The organism is Paenibacillus sp. oral taxon 786 str. D14, from assembly GCF_000159955.1.
GTDB lineage: Bacteria > Bacillota > Bacilli > Paenibacillales > Paenibacillaceae > Fontibacillus > Fontibacillus phoenicis.
In genome coordinates, this window is record NZ_GG695980.1 from 27,910 (window position 1) to 45,387 (window position 17,478).

Genomic DNA, 17,478 nt, shown 5'->3' on the forward strand with positions numbered 1-17,478 from the left:
ATAAAGCAATCATATTGGTAACAAGCCGCTTCATTCGATCGATAATGTCAGACCATGTGGTCGATTGCTGGAGTTCGCGCTGTAGATCCGCTAATTCTCCGATTGCCCATTTGGAATCGGTAGCATTGGCTAGCAAATATTTGTTGAGGTATAGGTACAAGTCCACACAGAACCATTCTACCATTAGATAAGTAGAGCTTGGATCTTGTACGATCGCTCCAAGTCGGCGTTCTATCCAACGATGTACTTTATCAGTATCCAATTTGTTAATCCATTCTCCCAGCAGCTTCGCATCCTCATTCCCGATAAACGATTTGCGCTGGGTATTATGAGAGGACTCCATCACTTGATTAAACTGATAAATGCGATTGCTGCCATGTAGAATGGCATTCCGAACAAGTTGCTTCGCCTCCCGATAGCTCTCCTGCACCTTGGCAATTTCTATCTGATAAGGGCCAACACCGATTGTAACGCTTAGTTTCAAATATTTGCGAATACCGAAAGATATAGATTCCAGTGTTGAGACTACAACCGCTGCATCTTGTCCATCTTTAAGACCCAACACGTATACAAGCTCATAACGTCTCAAGGAATGGTGGACAAATATTCCTTGTAATCGATTCGTTAAAAATCGTTCTGTTACAATATTTTTGATAGCGAACCACAAGAGTTCCTCCTCCTCAACTCCGAAGGATTCATGCGGCATCTTGAACGGCTCCAGTTGGATAACGATCGCTGTGAACCTATTCGCATAAGCAGCCAATTCGTCTAATTCTTCAACGGCAACAGAAAAGTCCTCTTCTTGAAGAAATTGAGTCAACGCCTGCTGCTTCGCAGCTTCTTGACTGACCTCGGCTACTATCTTCAGCTCCTTGATCATATGATTAGTCTGCATCTCGGATTCCTTCTGTTCAAGCAGAGTAGTGAGTGTCGTGTACAGCTCTTCGTCTTCAACCGGCTTGACAAGATAATTGCATACCCCAAGGCGAATCGCCTGACGAGCATATTCGAACTGGTCATATCCGGTAACGATAACAAACTTCACTTTTGGATCGAGCTCTATCGCCTGTCGAATAAAGCTCAAGCCATCCATTCCCGGCATATGAATATCTGTAATAATAACATCCGGTCGATATTCCTTTATAAGCTCAAGCCCCTTAACACCATCACCACCCTCAGCGATAACTGCAACGGGCAATTGAATTTGTCGAATCTTGTGAACAATACCCTGACGGATAATCGGCTCATCATCAAGAACGATAATGTTCATCCTGCTCTCCTTCCTGCTCTGGCAAGCTCATTTTGATCGTTATAGTAAAGGTTGTGCCGTATTCCTCATCACTGCTAAATGAAAGACCATATGGAGAACCATATAGCATTCGTATACGAGCTTTTACGTTTCTCAAGCCTATTGAAGAGTGACTACTCTTGCCTTCATCATCAATTGAACCGTCGTGCAGCAGATGATGAAGCCAACGCTGACGCTCCTCATTCATAATAGCTCCGTTATTCCATATCCTCACCTGCAAGCTGTCATCATCAATACGCTCCGCCTCGACTCGAACGGTTCCTCCTTCAATACTGGGACTAATGCCATGATTCACGCTATTTTCTACAACCGGCTGGAATAGCAACTTCGGAACAGGCACCTTCTCAAGTCCCGGCTCCAGATATATGGAGTAGTCCAAACGACTATCGAATCGTATCTTCTGTATCGACAGATACAGTCGTATTTGTTGAAATTCTGCTGCTAGATTGGATACATCATTGCCATTAATATTGTATCTGAACATCTTGGCCAACGACCTGCTGATCGTTGACACCCGATCGTCTCCATTCACAGAAGCAATACTGTCGATGATGCCAAGTGTATTATAGAGAAAATGCGGATTAATCTGAGATTGTAACGATTTGATTTCAGCATTTTTTTTCACAATTTCCGATTCATACACTTTGCTGATCAGACGATTTATTTCTCGTGTCATTCGATTGAAGGATGTACTCAAATAGCCGATCTCATCCTCTGTTCGTACCGGAAGAGTAACAGAATAATTCCCCTTCTCAATCGCTTTCATCCCTTTGCTCAGTTCCTTGAGCGGGGTTATGGTACGCGACGAAATCCAGCCAGCCAACAGCATGGAGACCATTAAAGTGAAACCGCCAATCCACATCGTGCGCTTTGTCAAGTCATTCACTGAATTCGTCAACAACCGATCAGGCACTTCAGATACAAGGAGCCAGCCTGTTTGACCAAGACTCTCGAAGACAATAAGCTGATCTTCAGAGAAGCTTGTCCGGTAATAATATCCTTTGTCTACTGTACGTATCATATCCAGCTCCTCTGCAGATAGAACCTGACTGCTTCTCTCATCCATCATGGTAGAGTAAACAATCGTTCCGTTCTGCTTATCGATGATATATGTGCGATTCGTACCATCTCTCTCGATTTCCATCAACCATTGCTTCAAGAATTCAGGGGAGAGCATATAGATCATTACACCAATAATAGGACCAGGAGAGGTCAGAGAAATATTACGAATAGCCTGCACATACGATAGTGTATAATCCAGCTGATTGGAACTGACGCTATACATATGTGTAGAGATCCACTCTCCCCTTCCATTTCCTTCTATAGCAATACTATTCAATCGACGCATCTCATCCTCAGAAATAGAGGTATTGATCATGCCGCCGACTCTCATTGAGACTCCATCCAGCTGCGATATGACTACATTAGACACAATGGGGTGATTATATAAAAAGTTGGAAATTTTGCTTCTATAGGAGCTTTGGCCTTCGGGATCTGTTTCCATTCCCCGTACAAATTGATGAAAGTCGGAATCGCCAAAATAATTCCAGGCAAAACTCTTTACATTCGATAGATACGCGTTAAGTGTCGAGGCCGATTGCTGCGTCATACTCACACGCATATCAACAGCCTGCAATCTTAAATCAGCAGCTGTTCGTGTATAGAAGTCATATACAAGAATGAAGATAATAAGTGCAATAATGAATGTAAAAGAAAAAAGCACCTTGCGATATAAGGACTTTCCGATATAACGGTAAAGCGAAATCTTTCTTAAGAACGACCGCAATCCAGTTTCACCATCCTTGCTATCTATTCATCCGGTTAATGCGATCTTACATGGTTTCACTAACCTATTGCAAGATGAATGCTTGGAATCAAAAATAGAAATGAGCGCTGTTACAAGCTCGCTGAACTCAATTATATAACACACCTAATGAAACAAATATTACTCAGCATGCGACGCAAGACTCCGTCTGCTAGCACGTTCATGATAAATAAGCTTGCTTTTGGCATAAATAATGCAGCTTGAAATCTTTGCCTACTCAAGTGCTTTGTTTAGTTGAGACATCAGCATTTCAGTCATTCCTTACTATATTTTTGCATGATTTTATTATTAATCTCCCTCACGCTGGCTGGAGGCTTGGCACTCCCCGCGACTGGACTTACATCACCTAGAAGAGGCGATTCGCTGAGCGTTCCGTTCAAAAAAAAGACCATCGAGCCAAACATTTAAAAAAACAATGTCTGACTCAATGGTCTGTCGATTATTGGGAACAACCCCTATCCACTTTGAAACCTCAGGTTCTGGTGTATCTGTTTCTAAGCGTGATATATTCTTGGCATCGCTAGCGGTTCCTTGCCAAGCTCGGCCCATACATACTTCAGCAGAAGCTCCGACTTCAAGTTTGCGTAGGACGGATCATTCCATCGATTATTCAACTCGCCAGGGTCCTCCTGAAGATCGAACAGTTCGCCGTATGGCTGATTGTAATAAACCGTCAGCTTGTAGCGCTGATCGACATACGTACGCTGATGAATCGTCGTCGGTTCATGTCGGAATTCGCAGATGATATGGTCGCGCGCACTGCTCTTGCTACCCGTCCATACTGCAGACTGATCAACGCCAGTCATCCAGACCGGAATTGGCAGCCCTGCAAATGACAAAAACGTCGGTGCGAGATCGACAAGCGACACGAGCGCATCCGATTGTACATTCGCTGGCACCTTGCCCGGATAACGGACGATGAACGGCAACTTGATCAAGTCCTCGTACATGAAGCCACCTTTCGCCTGCAGCCCATGCTGACCGAAGAAATGGCCGTGATCTGTTGTAAACACTACAATCGTATCCTCGGCAAGACCGAGTTCATCCAAACGATCCAGAATACGTCCGATGTACTTATCCATCATACTGATCATGCCGTAATACGTTGCAACAAGCTGTTTGCGCTCCGACTCAGGCATCAAGTGGGAGTGGTAGCCATGAATAGCCTGCCCAGTCTCCTTCCAAGCCGAGAAGTCCGGACTCTTCTGCTGCGTCATCCCGAAATGTGGCGGGTTGTTATCATGCTCACCAGGAGATACTTCAGGAATGGTCAGCGACTCGGGATCATACATCGTATCCCACGGCTCGGACACGAGATACGGCGGATGCGGATCGAAGAAGCTGGCCCACAAGAAGAAGCTCTCGTTATTGTTCTTATACTGCTCAAGCAACGCATTCGTACGCTCCGCAATCCATGTATTGTAATGGTACTCTTCAGGCAAGTCCCATCGATGCAGTTGCTTCGGACTCATCGTACCCGTCGGCGGCAAGAAATAATCGCGCCAGTTTGTACAGCCCTTCTCCTCCATCCAAATCGCATAATGTTGCCCAACATGAGCCTCGTTCGTATGATTGCGTGCAAGCTCGACATGGTCGAAGCCATAGAAGCTGTCACTGAACTGACGCCAGTAGTCAAGATCCTGCAGCAGCGGATATGACTCCAGCGATGGATATTCCTCATTCCCCATTAAAGGTTGAAAATGTGCCTTGCCGACCAGAGCCGTACGATAGCCTGCCTCCTTGAAATTAGTCCCGACAACGGGCCGATCCTCCAGTAGCTTCGTACCAAGCGTCCACGCCCCATGCTGACTCGGATATAGTCCAGTGATGATGGAAGCGCGGGTCGGCGTGCATGTCGGATTTGGGCAATACGCCCTCGTGAAGGTCGTCCCTTCTTGCACAAGACGGTCCAGATTCGGTGTCGACAGCTCCGGATTGAAGGCACCGATCGTATTCCAATGCTGCTGGTCGCTCGTAATTAGTAAAATGTTCGGTTTTTTCATCGTTCGCCAACTCCTTCTCTTCTATAAATATTTGATATTATTGATATGTTATCAAAATATGTACACAGGCTACATATCATAATGTTATACTGTTTAACAAAATGTTAGATCAGAGGTTGGTGACACATGAAGGAATACACCCACGAGTACGCGGACATCCGCATGCAGGTGCCGAGCGACCTACAGCGAAGTGCTGGTCTCTATGTGCTCCGCTCCGGTTTCAACCGCGCGAAGCCGGGCTATGATGTCGGGCCGAAGCGAATTGAATGTTACAGCTTCCACTTCATACTGAAAGGAAAGCTGTGCCTAGAGGATGAAGAAAACTCACACGAGCTGCAGGAGGGACAGCTGTTCGTCCTGTTCCCCCATGTCTCCTACAGGTACTACAAGGCAGAAAGCAGTCCAGAACTGTCCCTCAGCTGGATTGCAATGGGAGGGCCGCAGACTTCAGCTGCAGTGGAAGCACTGGGACTGACACAAAGTCGGCCGTCCATGTCCATACGGTTCAATGCAGAGCTGCGTATCTTGTTACGACGCATCCATACCTCCATGGGCGGACGACCGTATCAGCAACTCAGCAACGTATACGCACTATTGGATTTGTTGCTGCTCGGATGTGAGCAATCGTCCGGACACCAGCTAACAATGTCCGCAGTAAACCCCCAAAAAAACGGGCACATGCCGCATAAGGAGCCAATAACTGAAGTGGAGCAACACAAGGGAGAAACGTCCGTCCAAGCACTCTGGCTCGACTATTGCGCACGCTACATGCAGCTGCATTATGCAGAGCCGCTGCGGATTGACAACCTTGCTGCCGAGGTAAGTGTTCACCGTTCTCACTTCTCATTTGCCTTCCGTGAGCGCTTTGGGATGCCGCCTAAAGCCTACTTGACAAAGCTTCGAATGACAAAAGCACACGAGCTCGTCACAACAGACCGAGAAGCGCCCATTCACGAGATCGCACTCACTGTCGGATATCCAGATCTGTTCACCTTCACGCGGGCGTTCTCCCGATATTACGGTATATCGCCGAGCGATGCGAGAAGGCAACAAGAATGAGCATACAACACAAATTTCTCATTCCCGCAAAAAATAACGCGCAAGAGACCTCCATAGAGAAGTCTCTCACGCATCTTTTATACCAAACTAGATTAAATCAGAATTGACAAGCAATCTACGAACGATCTCAGCTACTTCCGCTCTTGTGATGGCTGCCTTGGGCGCAAGTACATCCGCGCTTCTGCCCATAACAAGACCTGCCTTAATGCTGGCTGCAATACCGCTTTTTGCATATGCTGCCGCTTCGGTTCTATCCTTGAATTTTGTCAGAATCTCATCCACTTCGCTCATGTCGGCAACAGCCTCATAACCAGTAATCTCCATTGCTCTTTCCATGATACTCATAACCTGTTCGCGTGTGATCAGTTCATTCGGTCCGAATTGACCATTCGCATAGCCATTGATCAAGCCGTACGTTGTTGCAGTATTCAAATAAGCTTCATACCAGCTGTCTCTAGCAATGTCGCTGTATGACGATTCGCCTTCCTCTGCATTTAAGCCAAAAGCTCTTATTACAATAGCAGTAAACTCGGCACGAGTAATCGAGCGATCAGGCTCGAAGCGAGTGCCGTCAACACCGGATATTATCAATCTGGATCCCAAGTCATTCACAGTGTTCTCTGCCCAATGTCCAGACATATCCTGAAAATTGACAGGGTTCCAAATGACGGCGTAAGTGCCATTCGTCAGACTGTTCATAATTGCATAATAGCTGCCATCCTGTTTGACAAATCTAGTTGGAATCGGTTTCACTGTTCCGTCCTCTTCCACCACTACCCCTGTTGTAATTTGAGTCTGGTTAACATCTTCTGGAATGACGATGGATCTCTCAACAAACGTATCGAATGTACGGACTTCTATTGTTTTCTCCTCATAAGTGTAAGTGATATGGAAATCCACAGGTGGGGACACAACCGTGAATCCGCCCTTCACTGCTGAGCTTTCCAGTGCCTTCTTGGCATCGGCATCCGCTGAACTAATTTTCATATCAATGGATATATCCTCAAGCTTTACATCCGAGCCCAGTTCTTGAACTAATTCGTTCATATTGATCTGCTGAACAGGAAGCTTATATGAGAAAGTATCGGTCCGTAGTTCAATAACAGCATTTTTCTGCTCCAAATCCTTCACACTCTGACCATTAAGCTTGCCGTACACAACATCGGAGCTATTGGCAACAACAATCGCAATGATGGCGTCATTATCCATATTGCCCAGACTGTTCTTCAAGAGCTGCTGATCGACAGTAATCGTTGTAACCGTACGATCTCCCTCTTTTGTTGTAACCGATTTGGCAATATTGTCATGCTTCTTGCCATCCACCAGAACATCTACGTTAGTCGTCTGTGGAATACTTGGCATAGGATTAATCGGACTGTTATTGCCTCCAGGTGAAGTAGGAGTAGCAGCCTTTTGAAGCACCGTTACTTCAATATCCTTGGTTGTGCTTGCCGCTCCAATCGTGATGGTTGCAGTCAGCGTTACAGTTTGATTCCCGCTCCCATACTCAGGTCGCGAAACCGTCCCGTCATTCGTCACTATCGACGGATGGCTGGATATCCATGTAATGCTTGCATTATGCAATCCGACGGATGGCAGCGAAATGTGATTCGTTACAGCTTGTGCCGTATCTCCCTCTGCAAAGATTAAGGAGTCTGCCGACAACGCATCCGCCGCTTCGGCTGCTAGCTGCTCCTCAGTGTGCTCGTTCGGAACATTGCCTATAATTATTCTGTCAAAGGCAAGTGCTGCGTTTGTAATAGGTTCTTCTGTTGGAGAAAATACATAAAATCGAATGGACTTTATATTCTCGGTATCAATTGCCGTATTTCTTGGGAAATTGCCATCTGCAAGCCAGGTTCCTCCCGCAACGCCGAAATCTTCAATGCTGATGCTCCGCGAAGCGTTTGCTCCTAATGCATAATAATAAGTACCTTTAATGTCCGATGTGTCCGAAATTTCTACGCGCAGCTGTATCTTGTAATTTCTCAGATTCGTAACGTCGAATGTGAATGGATCCTCTCCCAGACTCCAGCCTTCCTCTGGCGCTGTGAAATCAAGGCTGCCTGAGTATGTGCCTGTTGTATCCCATGCATAGGAGGTGAAGGATGTAAATTCTGTATGAAGCGCTTTGCTGCCGTCAGTCGCGCCTTGTGAGTCTGTCGTTGTCGTCACGGTATCGACATTGTACGTATAATCTACTGCTTCTCCGTCTTCAAAAGAGATTTTAGCTCCACGATTACCTGTAGGGGTTTCCTTCGTTTTCGTATATTGATCAAAGATCCCCATCGCCTTGGTCAGATCTTCTAGCGCTGTATTAATTTCACTGTCTGTGGCCAAAGCATCCTGTGCAACAACCTCCGCTTTCATCACTTCAATGTTAAGCGTATCGTGAATATGTTTTTCCACCCATTTATTTCCTTGTTCAACTTCATTTCCCGTAGATGATACAACAGTTGACGAAAGCTTCGACTTGGCATCCGCGATAGAAGCAGTAAGCGCATCAGTAGCCACGCCTGTTGGAGCTTCCTGTTCATCGTACTGAATCATTTGTACGCTTGTAATATAGCCGCCATCTTCCGGAATCATAATGTGAATGGTGTTGTCCGCCAGCAGCTTACTCGCATCCAGTTCGAATTCGGCAAAGGTTAGCAAATCACCCGGCTTGTTCGTGTACTCCAGATCCTTACTGAAGTTTTGCGTATTTGCCGGATTGTCCGGATTGACAACAACGGACATGTCCGTCGTAAATCCGCTGCCTGTTTTGCCAAAGCCTATGCGAAGCGTCGCTTTAGCTAGAGTTGTCGGCAAACTTTCAATCTTAAACACAGCAGGGGCATTTGGGCTTGTAGGCACAAGCTCCTCAGGAGCATACGCAAACTGTCTCTCCCACGTTTTCGTGAACGACGGATTGGAATCAAGCGTGATCTCGAAAACACTCATCTCCTGCACTCTCATGTACACGTTATCCAAATCTGCAACATTCTCTTCCTCATAGGTCAGCTTCCCCTTCTCAAGGAAGAAGTGCTTCCGTGTCACGCTTGCAATATTGGCATCTCCTGTGAAAACATTCAGATCAAGATTGACACGCTGCGTGTTGAGATTGTGAACGGCCACATATACCTTGTCATTGTAGCGAACCGCATTCGTGTAGACCCTCTCCTGATCTGCTTCTGAAGGCAGGAACGCTCCCCGATAATCCTTCCACATGTCCAAATAAGCTTCCAGTGGCGTCATCTCTTCCATTAACCCGTTCATCGTTTCATTATATTTATAGAATGTATCGTTGGAGTTAGGGCGCCAGTTAATAATAGGATACAAGTATGGAACCAGCATGCCGATCGTATCGGAATAGTTCATGAAGCGCAGCATGTAGCCATTATGAGCAACCAGCTTCTGGAAGTAGTCTGCGTCACTACCGGCTGTGTTATAAGTACCTTCCTCTGTAATATAGATGGGCTTCACATTATCCGTATTCACCATGTGGGCATTGAGCAAATCGAGCACCGCTTCCATTCGTCCGCTTAGGAAGCCATCCGAATTGTTCTCTCTGTCGTGAATAAACAAGTTCGAATTTTCATAGAAGTGGTGAGAGTACCAGTCCAGAGAATCTTTTGTTTCATCCATAAATTTCAACTGGGCACGCGCCTCGTCAAAATCATTTTTCTCCAAATACATGAATGCGCTTGACGGACCGCCGACTAATACATCTGGATTTTCCGCCTTAACTGCCTCAGCTACCTTGTTATGGAACTCGGACAAATAGCTCCATGCATGCTGTGGATCTGACTGGAAGAACCACCATTCCTGCGGGATGGTCGATTCATTTTTGACTTCCACGTACTTGGGACCAAGTCCATCGAATCTGGTATCGATGCTCTTGATTAACTGGGCAGCTGCATCCGCTGCAGCATCAAAGTTCGAGTAAGACGGTGTGCCGAAATGCTCGGATTGACCGGAATTCGGGTTCTCCCACATCCACTTCGGCCATCCATCAAGTGTAAGCACATAATCTTTGCCAATTGATGGATATAAGCTTTCGAATTTATCAATAGCTGGCTGACTCTTCGCATAAATCTCTTTCGTCGTTGTAAAGTCCGCATAGCCAGGACGCTCCGAATCTTCCTTAAGACCAGCCCAGCTTGTCATCAGTGTGTAATGAAACGCGCCGCGGCCAGGAATAAACCCATAATCATTGGTTGTCTTGTGATAGGCCTCGTCCAGCACTGTGATTTCACCGTCTGCTTGCTCCACGCCGATCGGACCGCTATTCACATGATAGCGCTTGAACACCTCTTCAGGAAGCTTGTTGACACCGTTCATACTTAAATTTGTAAGCGCATCCACATTAACGGATACATCTAGAATCTCCTTGTCTCCTCCGAGAACAGTCCATGCGGATGTATCGAATTCCAACGGTACGCCTTCCTCCTCCCAATGATAAACACTTCGAAGCGTACCATTACCGACGATTTTCATTTTATAACCGTCATAAATGACGTCGCCGTTTTCATCCTTAATTAACCAAGGATGCGTAATTCCTTCCGTTGGGTTGGATTCCTGGAATCCCATCTTCGTATAGTTCGTATATAATCCTGTGACACCGTCTTTCCAGCCACCATTTTTGAATACCGTCCACTGAGTCTCAACGCCATTTGGGTCAATGACATAAAGCTCCATCGTTTGTGCAACGGAACCCTCGAATCGCACATCACCAAACAGACGCCATACTCTCGCATCCATCGCAGGAATGTCAATTGTCACCTGCCCATTAACCTCCAGGTATTCGCCTTCTGGATATTGCAGAAAATTAATACGCTGAATACGGCTCTCTCCGTTTATACTTTTGAAATAGGATACCGCATTATCACCGAACAGTTGCTTGTAATGCTCGGCAACATCAGGAATCGTATCGAAATCAGCTTTATCGACTCTAATATTTTCTGGAAGCTCGTCGCTTGCCTCAACCGCATAGCTTATAGTTGTCGGGCCTGCGAGACAAGATACAATCAGCAATACCGCACATAATAATACAGCCAATATTCGTTTAATCTTTAAATAAGATTTCAACTTTTGCACACCATCCCATCTTAATTTTTGTTTGCGTTTTACATAGAGAACTCCCTCTGGCAACAGTGTTCCAGAGGGACTTCTCCTTGTGAAAGCAATTATGATTGGGCGCTGATGAAGCGGTCGTATGCTGTCTGATAAATACTGATTAACTCGTCAACCTTCATCTTATTCAGATCGTCCAGGTAGTTATCCCATTCCTCTTCTACCCCGCCTTCAAGCAGCCACTTGGCACTCGTTTGATTAATGTAGCTGTTCAAATCGGTGTCCAGCGTTTTAATTCTTTGGGACTCCTCAGCAGTGAACATCACGCCAGGGAACGTTTCCGAAGTCATGTAAGGCAAATAATTTTCTTTGATACCGTCAATCTTGACTTTATCCTTTTCAGCCATTGCCAGTCGAGTACCATACGTATTCTCTAGAATCGCATAAGGAGCTTCTACTGGTGCCGTCTTAAATACATATTGGTCAGTTGTCAAGCCGTCTGGTGCATCCTTGAGCGTCAAAGTACCATCCTTGTCTTCCAATGTCGTTCCAATTGGGCCCCAACCTGCTTCGATGGAGGTATCCGTTGCGTAGGACAGATCGATCCATTGCATTGTAAGCTCTGGATGCTGATTTTCGACTGTCATCGAGAAGGCAAACGGATTAACGCCCTGGTTATTATTCAGTGATTTTCTCCACACTTGATCCCCGTTCGGTCCTTTCAGAGCCGGAACAACAACATATTTCGGATCGTTGTCGACGCCGACTATAGAGAAAGCATTCCAAGCGAAGAAGCCACCCAGACGCTGTTCCGTTCCACTTCCTTTACCAAGCAGTTGATTACGGTCTTGAGCAAGGCTCTCTTTATCAAATAATCCGTCCTCGAAGAAGGTATGGAAATATTGAATTGCTTCTTTGTACTCCGGCTCCTTCGCGGAGAAGACCACCTTGCCATCCTCGACGAAGATATGGGTAGCGGAGTCCGCTCTGCCGAAGGCTCCGAACAAAGAGCCGATGCCATTTACATTGTAGTTCGCAAAATCCCACAGGAAGGAGAACGGAATTTCATCATTTTTGCCATTACCGTTCGGGTCCTGCGTCTTGAACGCTTCCAGAACGTTCCGTAGCTCTTCCATTGTTGTTGGCACTTCAAGTCCTAGATTATCCAACCATTCTTTGTTTAGATACATCATGTCGGGAGAGAGCCACAGCATCAGTTCACGGATGCTCGGTAATGAATAGATATGTCCGTCCGGCGCCGTCAACATGGCTTTATATTTTGGATTCTGCTCGATCAACGCTGACAGATTCGGCATTGTTTCCTTCGTAATGTATTGCTCTAGAGGCACCAGCATGCCCTGACCGCCATAGTTGATGACATCGTTGCCTGTCAGCGCAAGCGTTCCGTAGAAGGCATCAGGCAGCTCTCCGCTGGCAAGAATCAGATTGCGTTGCTCCTCACATTGTGAGAATTCGATGTCCGTCCAATCAATATGCACGTTTGTTTTCTCTTCATATTGCTTAAAAAAGTCCATTTCATTGAACGGTCCATTATTTGGATGCTTACAAGCTACCATCTCCAACGTAACTTTCTCATCCAGTGGGAATACACTCTTCTCTGCGTCTCCATCCGTTGCTTCAGGCGATTGCGAAGCTTCTGATTGATCCGGTTCATTCGAAGTCGGTACATTTTCATTTGTGTTATTCCCTCCACAAGCGGATAACACACTCATGATCAAAACTACTGAAATAAATAAAGCTAACAACTTTTTATTTCGATTTTCCAATTCGACGCCCCCCCAATTTATTGTTAAGCCTCCCGGAATTAAATTTTCCGCATCGGCTCCGACATGACGTCCAGAGGCTTTTCTTCTTTCATCCCAAAACAGGAATGTGAACAAACTGTCCTCTGAACTTTTCAGAACGCCCCAATAATCGCTGATAAGGAATTTTTTCAATCTCTCACGAAATTGGAGATTGTTTTGAAAGTTATATCTCGTTCTCGCCAGGACTACTTGACATTCGTAATCCAACAATCTCATAAGAAGTACGACTCACTGGAAGAGTTGCTGTTTTGCGGAACTTTTACAACGACCTGATCTTCTGAATCACGCCGATTAATCTGTCCGCCACCGCTTCCTTAATGCATTCGGCTTACGCTTCCTATCCCAGAGGCTACAAGCCTCAGGATCCAGCTGAAAAGTAAAAACTATTATTCATTACGAGCCAGTCTGGAACGTCCCATCAATCTTCGAAAACGATTACAATTTCATGCATGCCCTTTCATCGACGCCACCTCCATATCGCCCCCTTATTTCGAACTAACACCCCTGCTGTATTTCCAAGCTCCTAGATTGCAAATATACGCTTAATGCAGTTGCAAATCTCGTTACTTCCAGGCGCCCACCTCCCTTTCATAATAACGTTTGATCTTCTGAATTACCCTTTAATGCTTCCGATCATAACGCCTTTGACGAAGTAGTTCTGCAGGAAAGGATACAGGATCAGCGGCGGCAGCGCCGCAATAATGATCATGCCGTATTTGATGAGCTCCGCCGTTCGAAGCTGATCCCCCATTGTAGATTGATCTGTTATCATGTCACTTTGGATCTGATTCTCGACCAGAATGGAACGAAGTACGAGCTGCAGCGGGAATAACTCTTGATCACGCAGATAGATTAATGCATTGAAGTAGGAGTTCCAGTGAGCAATACCATAGAACAAAATCATGATCGCGATGAGCGCCTGAGAAAGAGGCAGCACCATCTTCCAGAAAAACTTGGCATCCGAGCAGCCGTCGATTTTCGCTGCTTCTAGAAGCTCATCTGGAATTGTAGATTGGAAGAACGTTCGAGCAATAATGAGATTCCATGCACCCACGGCATTGGGAATGACCATCGCCCATACCGAATTCACCAAACCCAGTTCCTTGACTGTCAAGTAAGTTGGAATGAGACCTCCACTGAAAAACATCGTGAATGTAATGAAAAGCATAATCGAGTTGCGCCCCTTCATATCCTTCCGCGACAAAGCATAGGCCGCAGGGAGAGTGAGGCATAAATTAATAAAGGTACCTAATATTGCGTATACAAAAGAGTTTTTATAGCCAATCCATAGATTGTCGCTATCTAATATTTTTTTGTATCCCTCTAAGCTGAACTTCTCCGGCCAGAACAATGTCATTTGAACTGCTCCGGGATCCGTAACAGAGGCCAATACTACGAAGTAGAGGGGATAGATAATGATGGCCAGTCCTGTCAAAATCAACAGCATATTCACTCGATCGAACCAGATATCTGCTAGACTGCGTTTAAACATGTTGACCCTCCCCGCTTATTACCATAACGATATATTTGAAGCTTTTTTTGCTATTTGATTAACCGTTAAAAGAATAATGAAATTAATAATGGAGTTGAATAGTCCTACAGCAGTCGAGAAGCTGTATTGGGCTCCGACCAATCCTGTTTTGTACACATAAGTTGAAATAATCTCTGATGAAGGAAGATTGAGAGATGTTTGCAGAAGATATACCTTTTCAAAACCAAGACTCATAATATTGCCTGTACTCAGAATCAGCAGAATGACTGCTGTCGGCATAATCCCGGGAATATCAATATGCAAGATCCGCTGAAATTTATTCGCGCCGTCCACAACAGCAGATTCATGAAGCTCGGGACTGATCGCCGTAAGCGCTGCCAAATAAATAATCGTTCCCCAGCCGGTATTCTGCCAAATCTCCGACAGCACATATACCGGTCTGAACCAATCCGGGTCCCCCATAAAAAATACGGGTTCTCCGCCAAACGCCTCAATGATTTTGTTGATCAAGCCTGTATCTGGCGATAAAAATAAAAACAGCATGCCTGCAATAACAACCGTCGAGATAAAGTGAGGTGCATAAATAACGGTCTGCACAAATTTTTTGAATTTCTTGTTCATTAACTGATTGAGCATCAACGCGAGCAAAATGGGAGCCGGGAAGCCCACTACAAGCTGCAGGACGCTGAGCTTGATTGTATTCAGAATAATTCTCTCAAACTCAAAGGAATTGAAGAATCGTTCGAAATGCTCGAATCCAACCCAGGGGCTATCTGCTATCCCTTTAAAGGCTAGATAGTTTTTGAAGGCAATCTGAATACCATATAACGGTACGTAATGGAACAGCACATAATACAGTACGACAGGAAGCACAAACAAGTATAACTGGTAACTCTTCATCAGCCTCGAAACCTTTTGTTTGAAAGGCATCTTGCGCTTAATGTCGGGAATATTCAACTGCTGGACTTCTTTTACATTTTCCACAAAAAGCACTCCTTCTCTAGTAAGCCTGTAATCCTTAAATTCATTCCTCCTTAGAAAACGTTTACAATTTGTTAATAAAATATTAACGAAACATAACATCAATATTTTTATTATTAAATAGGGCTTGCTGAACACTTAAAAAAAACAACAAAAACCGCATAACAACAAGGATTCTAAGGCCCATTTGTCGAAATCATATGCAAAGGAAATGTTTGAAAACCACCTAAAACCTTTGCAGATGGAGTGACGAAGATGTTTAAGCCGACCGCGCACCTCGATAATCAATTGATCCTGCCCGGCGATTTCTTTCTGCCCTTTGGCGGAAAGCTGGACGAGGACAATCGCTGGGTCCAGTTGGCGCGGTTGGTGCCGTGGGCGGAGGCTGAGAAAACATACGGTCAATTTTTCAAAGACACCTTTCGCGGCCAGCAAACGATCAGTCTTCGGATGGGGCTCGGTGCGCTCATCATTCAGGAGCGAATGCAACTGACCGACAGAGAAACGTTGGAGTCGATCAGCGAAAATCCTTACATGCAATACTTCATTGGTCTGCCTGGATTCGTCATGAAGCCACCGTTCCATCACTCCATGATGACGCATTTCCGCAAGCGTCTGACGGACGTGCTGGCAGAGTTGAATGAGATCGTCGCCACCGAAGGTGCGAAGGAAACGAAAGATGATGATGACAGCAACGACGCGACCGGCGGCGGTAAAGGCCAAGGGAAGCGCTCGAAGAAGCGCGCCTCTGATGAAGAAGTCGAGCAGCAAACCATGTTTGCACAATCGCAAGTCGCATCGTCAGAAGCAGCGTCTCCCGTGGAGTCGATGGCTACAGAGTCAGAGGTTCCTGAAACGAATAAACTTGTTTGCGAAGCGCATCCGAAATCGACCGCAGAATGGGAAGCCCCTGAGCAGCCGAATCAAGGGACCGTGCTGGTGGATGCCACCTGTGCGCCGGCGGATGTGGCGTATCCGACCGATCTGAATCTGTTGAATGAAGCGCGGGAGAAGCTCGAAGCGATCATCGATACGCTGCATGAGCCGGTCATCGGACAAATGGCGAAACCGCGCACGTACCGGGAAAAAGCGCGCAAACAGTTTCTGGCCGTTTCCAAGCAACGCAGACCGGGGCCGAAAGTGATTCGCAAAGCGATCAGGAGGCAACTCGGTTACGTTGGACGGAACCTCTCCATCATCGCCGAGCAAGCCAAGTCGCAACCGCTCACGCTACTTGGCCGCAAAGCCTATCGCGACCTGCTGGTGATTCACGAACTGTACCGTCAGCAGCTTCACATGTACAACGAGCGTTCCCACCAGATGGAAGACCGGGTCGTCAGCATTCATCAGCCGCATGTCAGGCCGATCGTGCGCGGGAAAGCCAAGGCGCGCGTCGAGTTCGGAGCCAAGATCGCGGTAAGCATGACGAAGGGCTACGCGTTCCTTGATCGGCTATCTTGGGATAACTTCAACGAGAGCACGACGCTCATGGACGTGATCGAGAAGTATCGCAGCCGCATGGGATTCTATCCGGCTGTCGTCCAAGCGGATCAGATCTACCGCACACGCGAAAACCGGAGATTCTGCAAACAGCATGGGATTCGGCTCAGCGGACCGGCACTGGGACGCAAGCCGAAAAACGGCCCGACAAGCGAAGATAGGCAAGTGGCCAAACAGGATACCGGAGAACGAAACGCAATCGAAGGCAAGTTCGGAGAAGGCAAGCGCAAGTACGGGCTTGGCTGTATTCGAGCACGCCTCGCAAAGACAAGTGAATCCGTGATTACGCTGCAACTTCTGGTGATGAACCTGGAGCGCAGGCTCCGCGTTCTTTTTTGCCTCATTTTTACGCTGCTATCTCGCAGTCGCCTAGCCATGAGTTTCGGTTAAAGAATCGTTCAGCAAGCCCTAAATAACTAATCGAAACT

Annotated in this window: 9 protein-coding genes; 2 read left to right on the top strand and 7 right to left on the bottom strand. The window is 46.2% G+C overall.

Annotation, left to right across the window (positions count from 1 at the left end; genetic code table 11):
* The 3 genes from POTG_RS13855 to POTG_RS13865 form a co-directional block, all read right to left on the bottom strand.
* A partial coding sequence (locus POTG_RS13855) for a response regulator (RefSeq protein WP_009225456.1) occupies window positions 1-1,270 on the bottom strand: 1,270 nt, incomplete at its 3' end.
* The gene (locus POTG_RS13860; RefSeq protein WP_009225457.1) at window positions 1,251-3,095 is read right to left on the bottom strand and encodes a sensor histidine kinase; all 1,845 of its coding nucleotides are present in this window, start codon (window positions 3,093-3,095) and stop codon (window positions 1,251-1,253) included. The genes POTG_RS13855 and POTG_RS13860, both read right to left, overlap by 20 nt.
* A 533-nt stretch (window positions 3,096-3,628) precedes the next feature.
* On the bottom strand, window positions 3,629-5,137 hold the full coding sequence (locus tag POTG_RS13865) for a sulfatase family protein (RefSeq protein WP_009225458.1): 1,509 nt from the start codon (window positions 5,135-5,137) through the stop codon (window positions 3,629-3,631).
* Window positions 5,138-5,263: 126 nt separating this feature from the next.
* On the opposite strand from POTG_RS13865, the gene POTG_RS13870 reads away from it, so the two are divergent.
* On the top strand, window positions 5,264-6,196 hold the full coding sequence (locus tag POTG_RS13870) for an AraC family transcriptional regulator (RefSeq protein ID WP_009225459.1): 933 nt from the start codon (window positions 5,264-5,266) through the stop codon (window positions 6,194-6,196).
* Window positions 6,197-6,283: 87 nt separating this feature from the next.
* On the opposite strand, the gene POTG_RS22765 is transcribed toward POTG_RS13870, so the two are convergent.
* The 4 genes from POTG_RS22765 to POTG_RS13890 all read right to left on the bottom strand — a co-directional run bounded on the left by POTG_RS22765 (window position 6,284) and on the right by POTG_RS13890 (window position 15,562).
* Window positions 6,284-11,275, bottom strand: coding sequence for an S-layer homology domain-containing protein (locus POTG_RS22765; protein ID WP_009225460.1), 4,992 nt, complete (start codon window positions 11,273-11,275; stop codon window positions 6,284-6,286).
* 89 nt (window positions 11,276-11,364) lie between these two features.
* Window positions 11,365-13,293, bottom strand: coding sequence for an extracellular solute-binding protein (locus POTG_RS13880; protein ID WP_050769773.1), 1,929 nt, complete (start codon window positions 13,291-13,293; stop codon window positions 11,365-11,367).
* A gap of 397 nt (window positions 13,294-13,690) precedes the next feature.
* Window positions 13,691-14,569, bottom strand: a complete 879-nt coding sequence (locus tag POTG_RS13885) for a carbohydrate ABC transporter permease (RefSeq protein ID WP_009225462.1) — start codon at window positions 14,567-14,569, stop codon at window positions 13,691-13,693.
* 18 nt (window positions 14,570-14,587) lie between these two features.
* On the bottom strand, window positions 14,588-15,562 hold the full coding sequence (locus POTG_RS13890; RefSeq protein WP_009225463.1) for an ABC transporter permease: 975 nt from the start codon (window positions 15,560-15,562) through the stop codon (window positions 14,588-14,590).
* Between the two features lie 243 nt (window positions 15,563-15,805).
* Between POTG_RS13890 and POTG_RS13895 the strand changes: the two genes are divergently transcribed.
* Window positions 15,806-17,440 (top strand): IS5-like element ISPaen2 family transposase, encoded by a 1,635-nt coding sequence (locus tag POTG_RS13895; RefSeq protein WP_009225464.1) that lies wholly within the window; start codon window positions 15,806-15,808, stop codon window positions 17,438-17,440.
* Window positions 17,441-17,478: the final 38 nt, after the last annotated feature.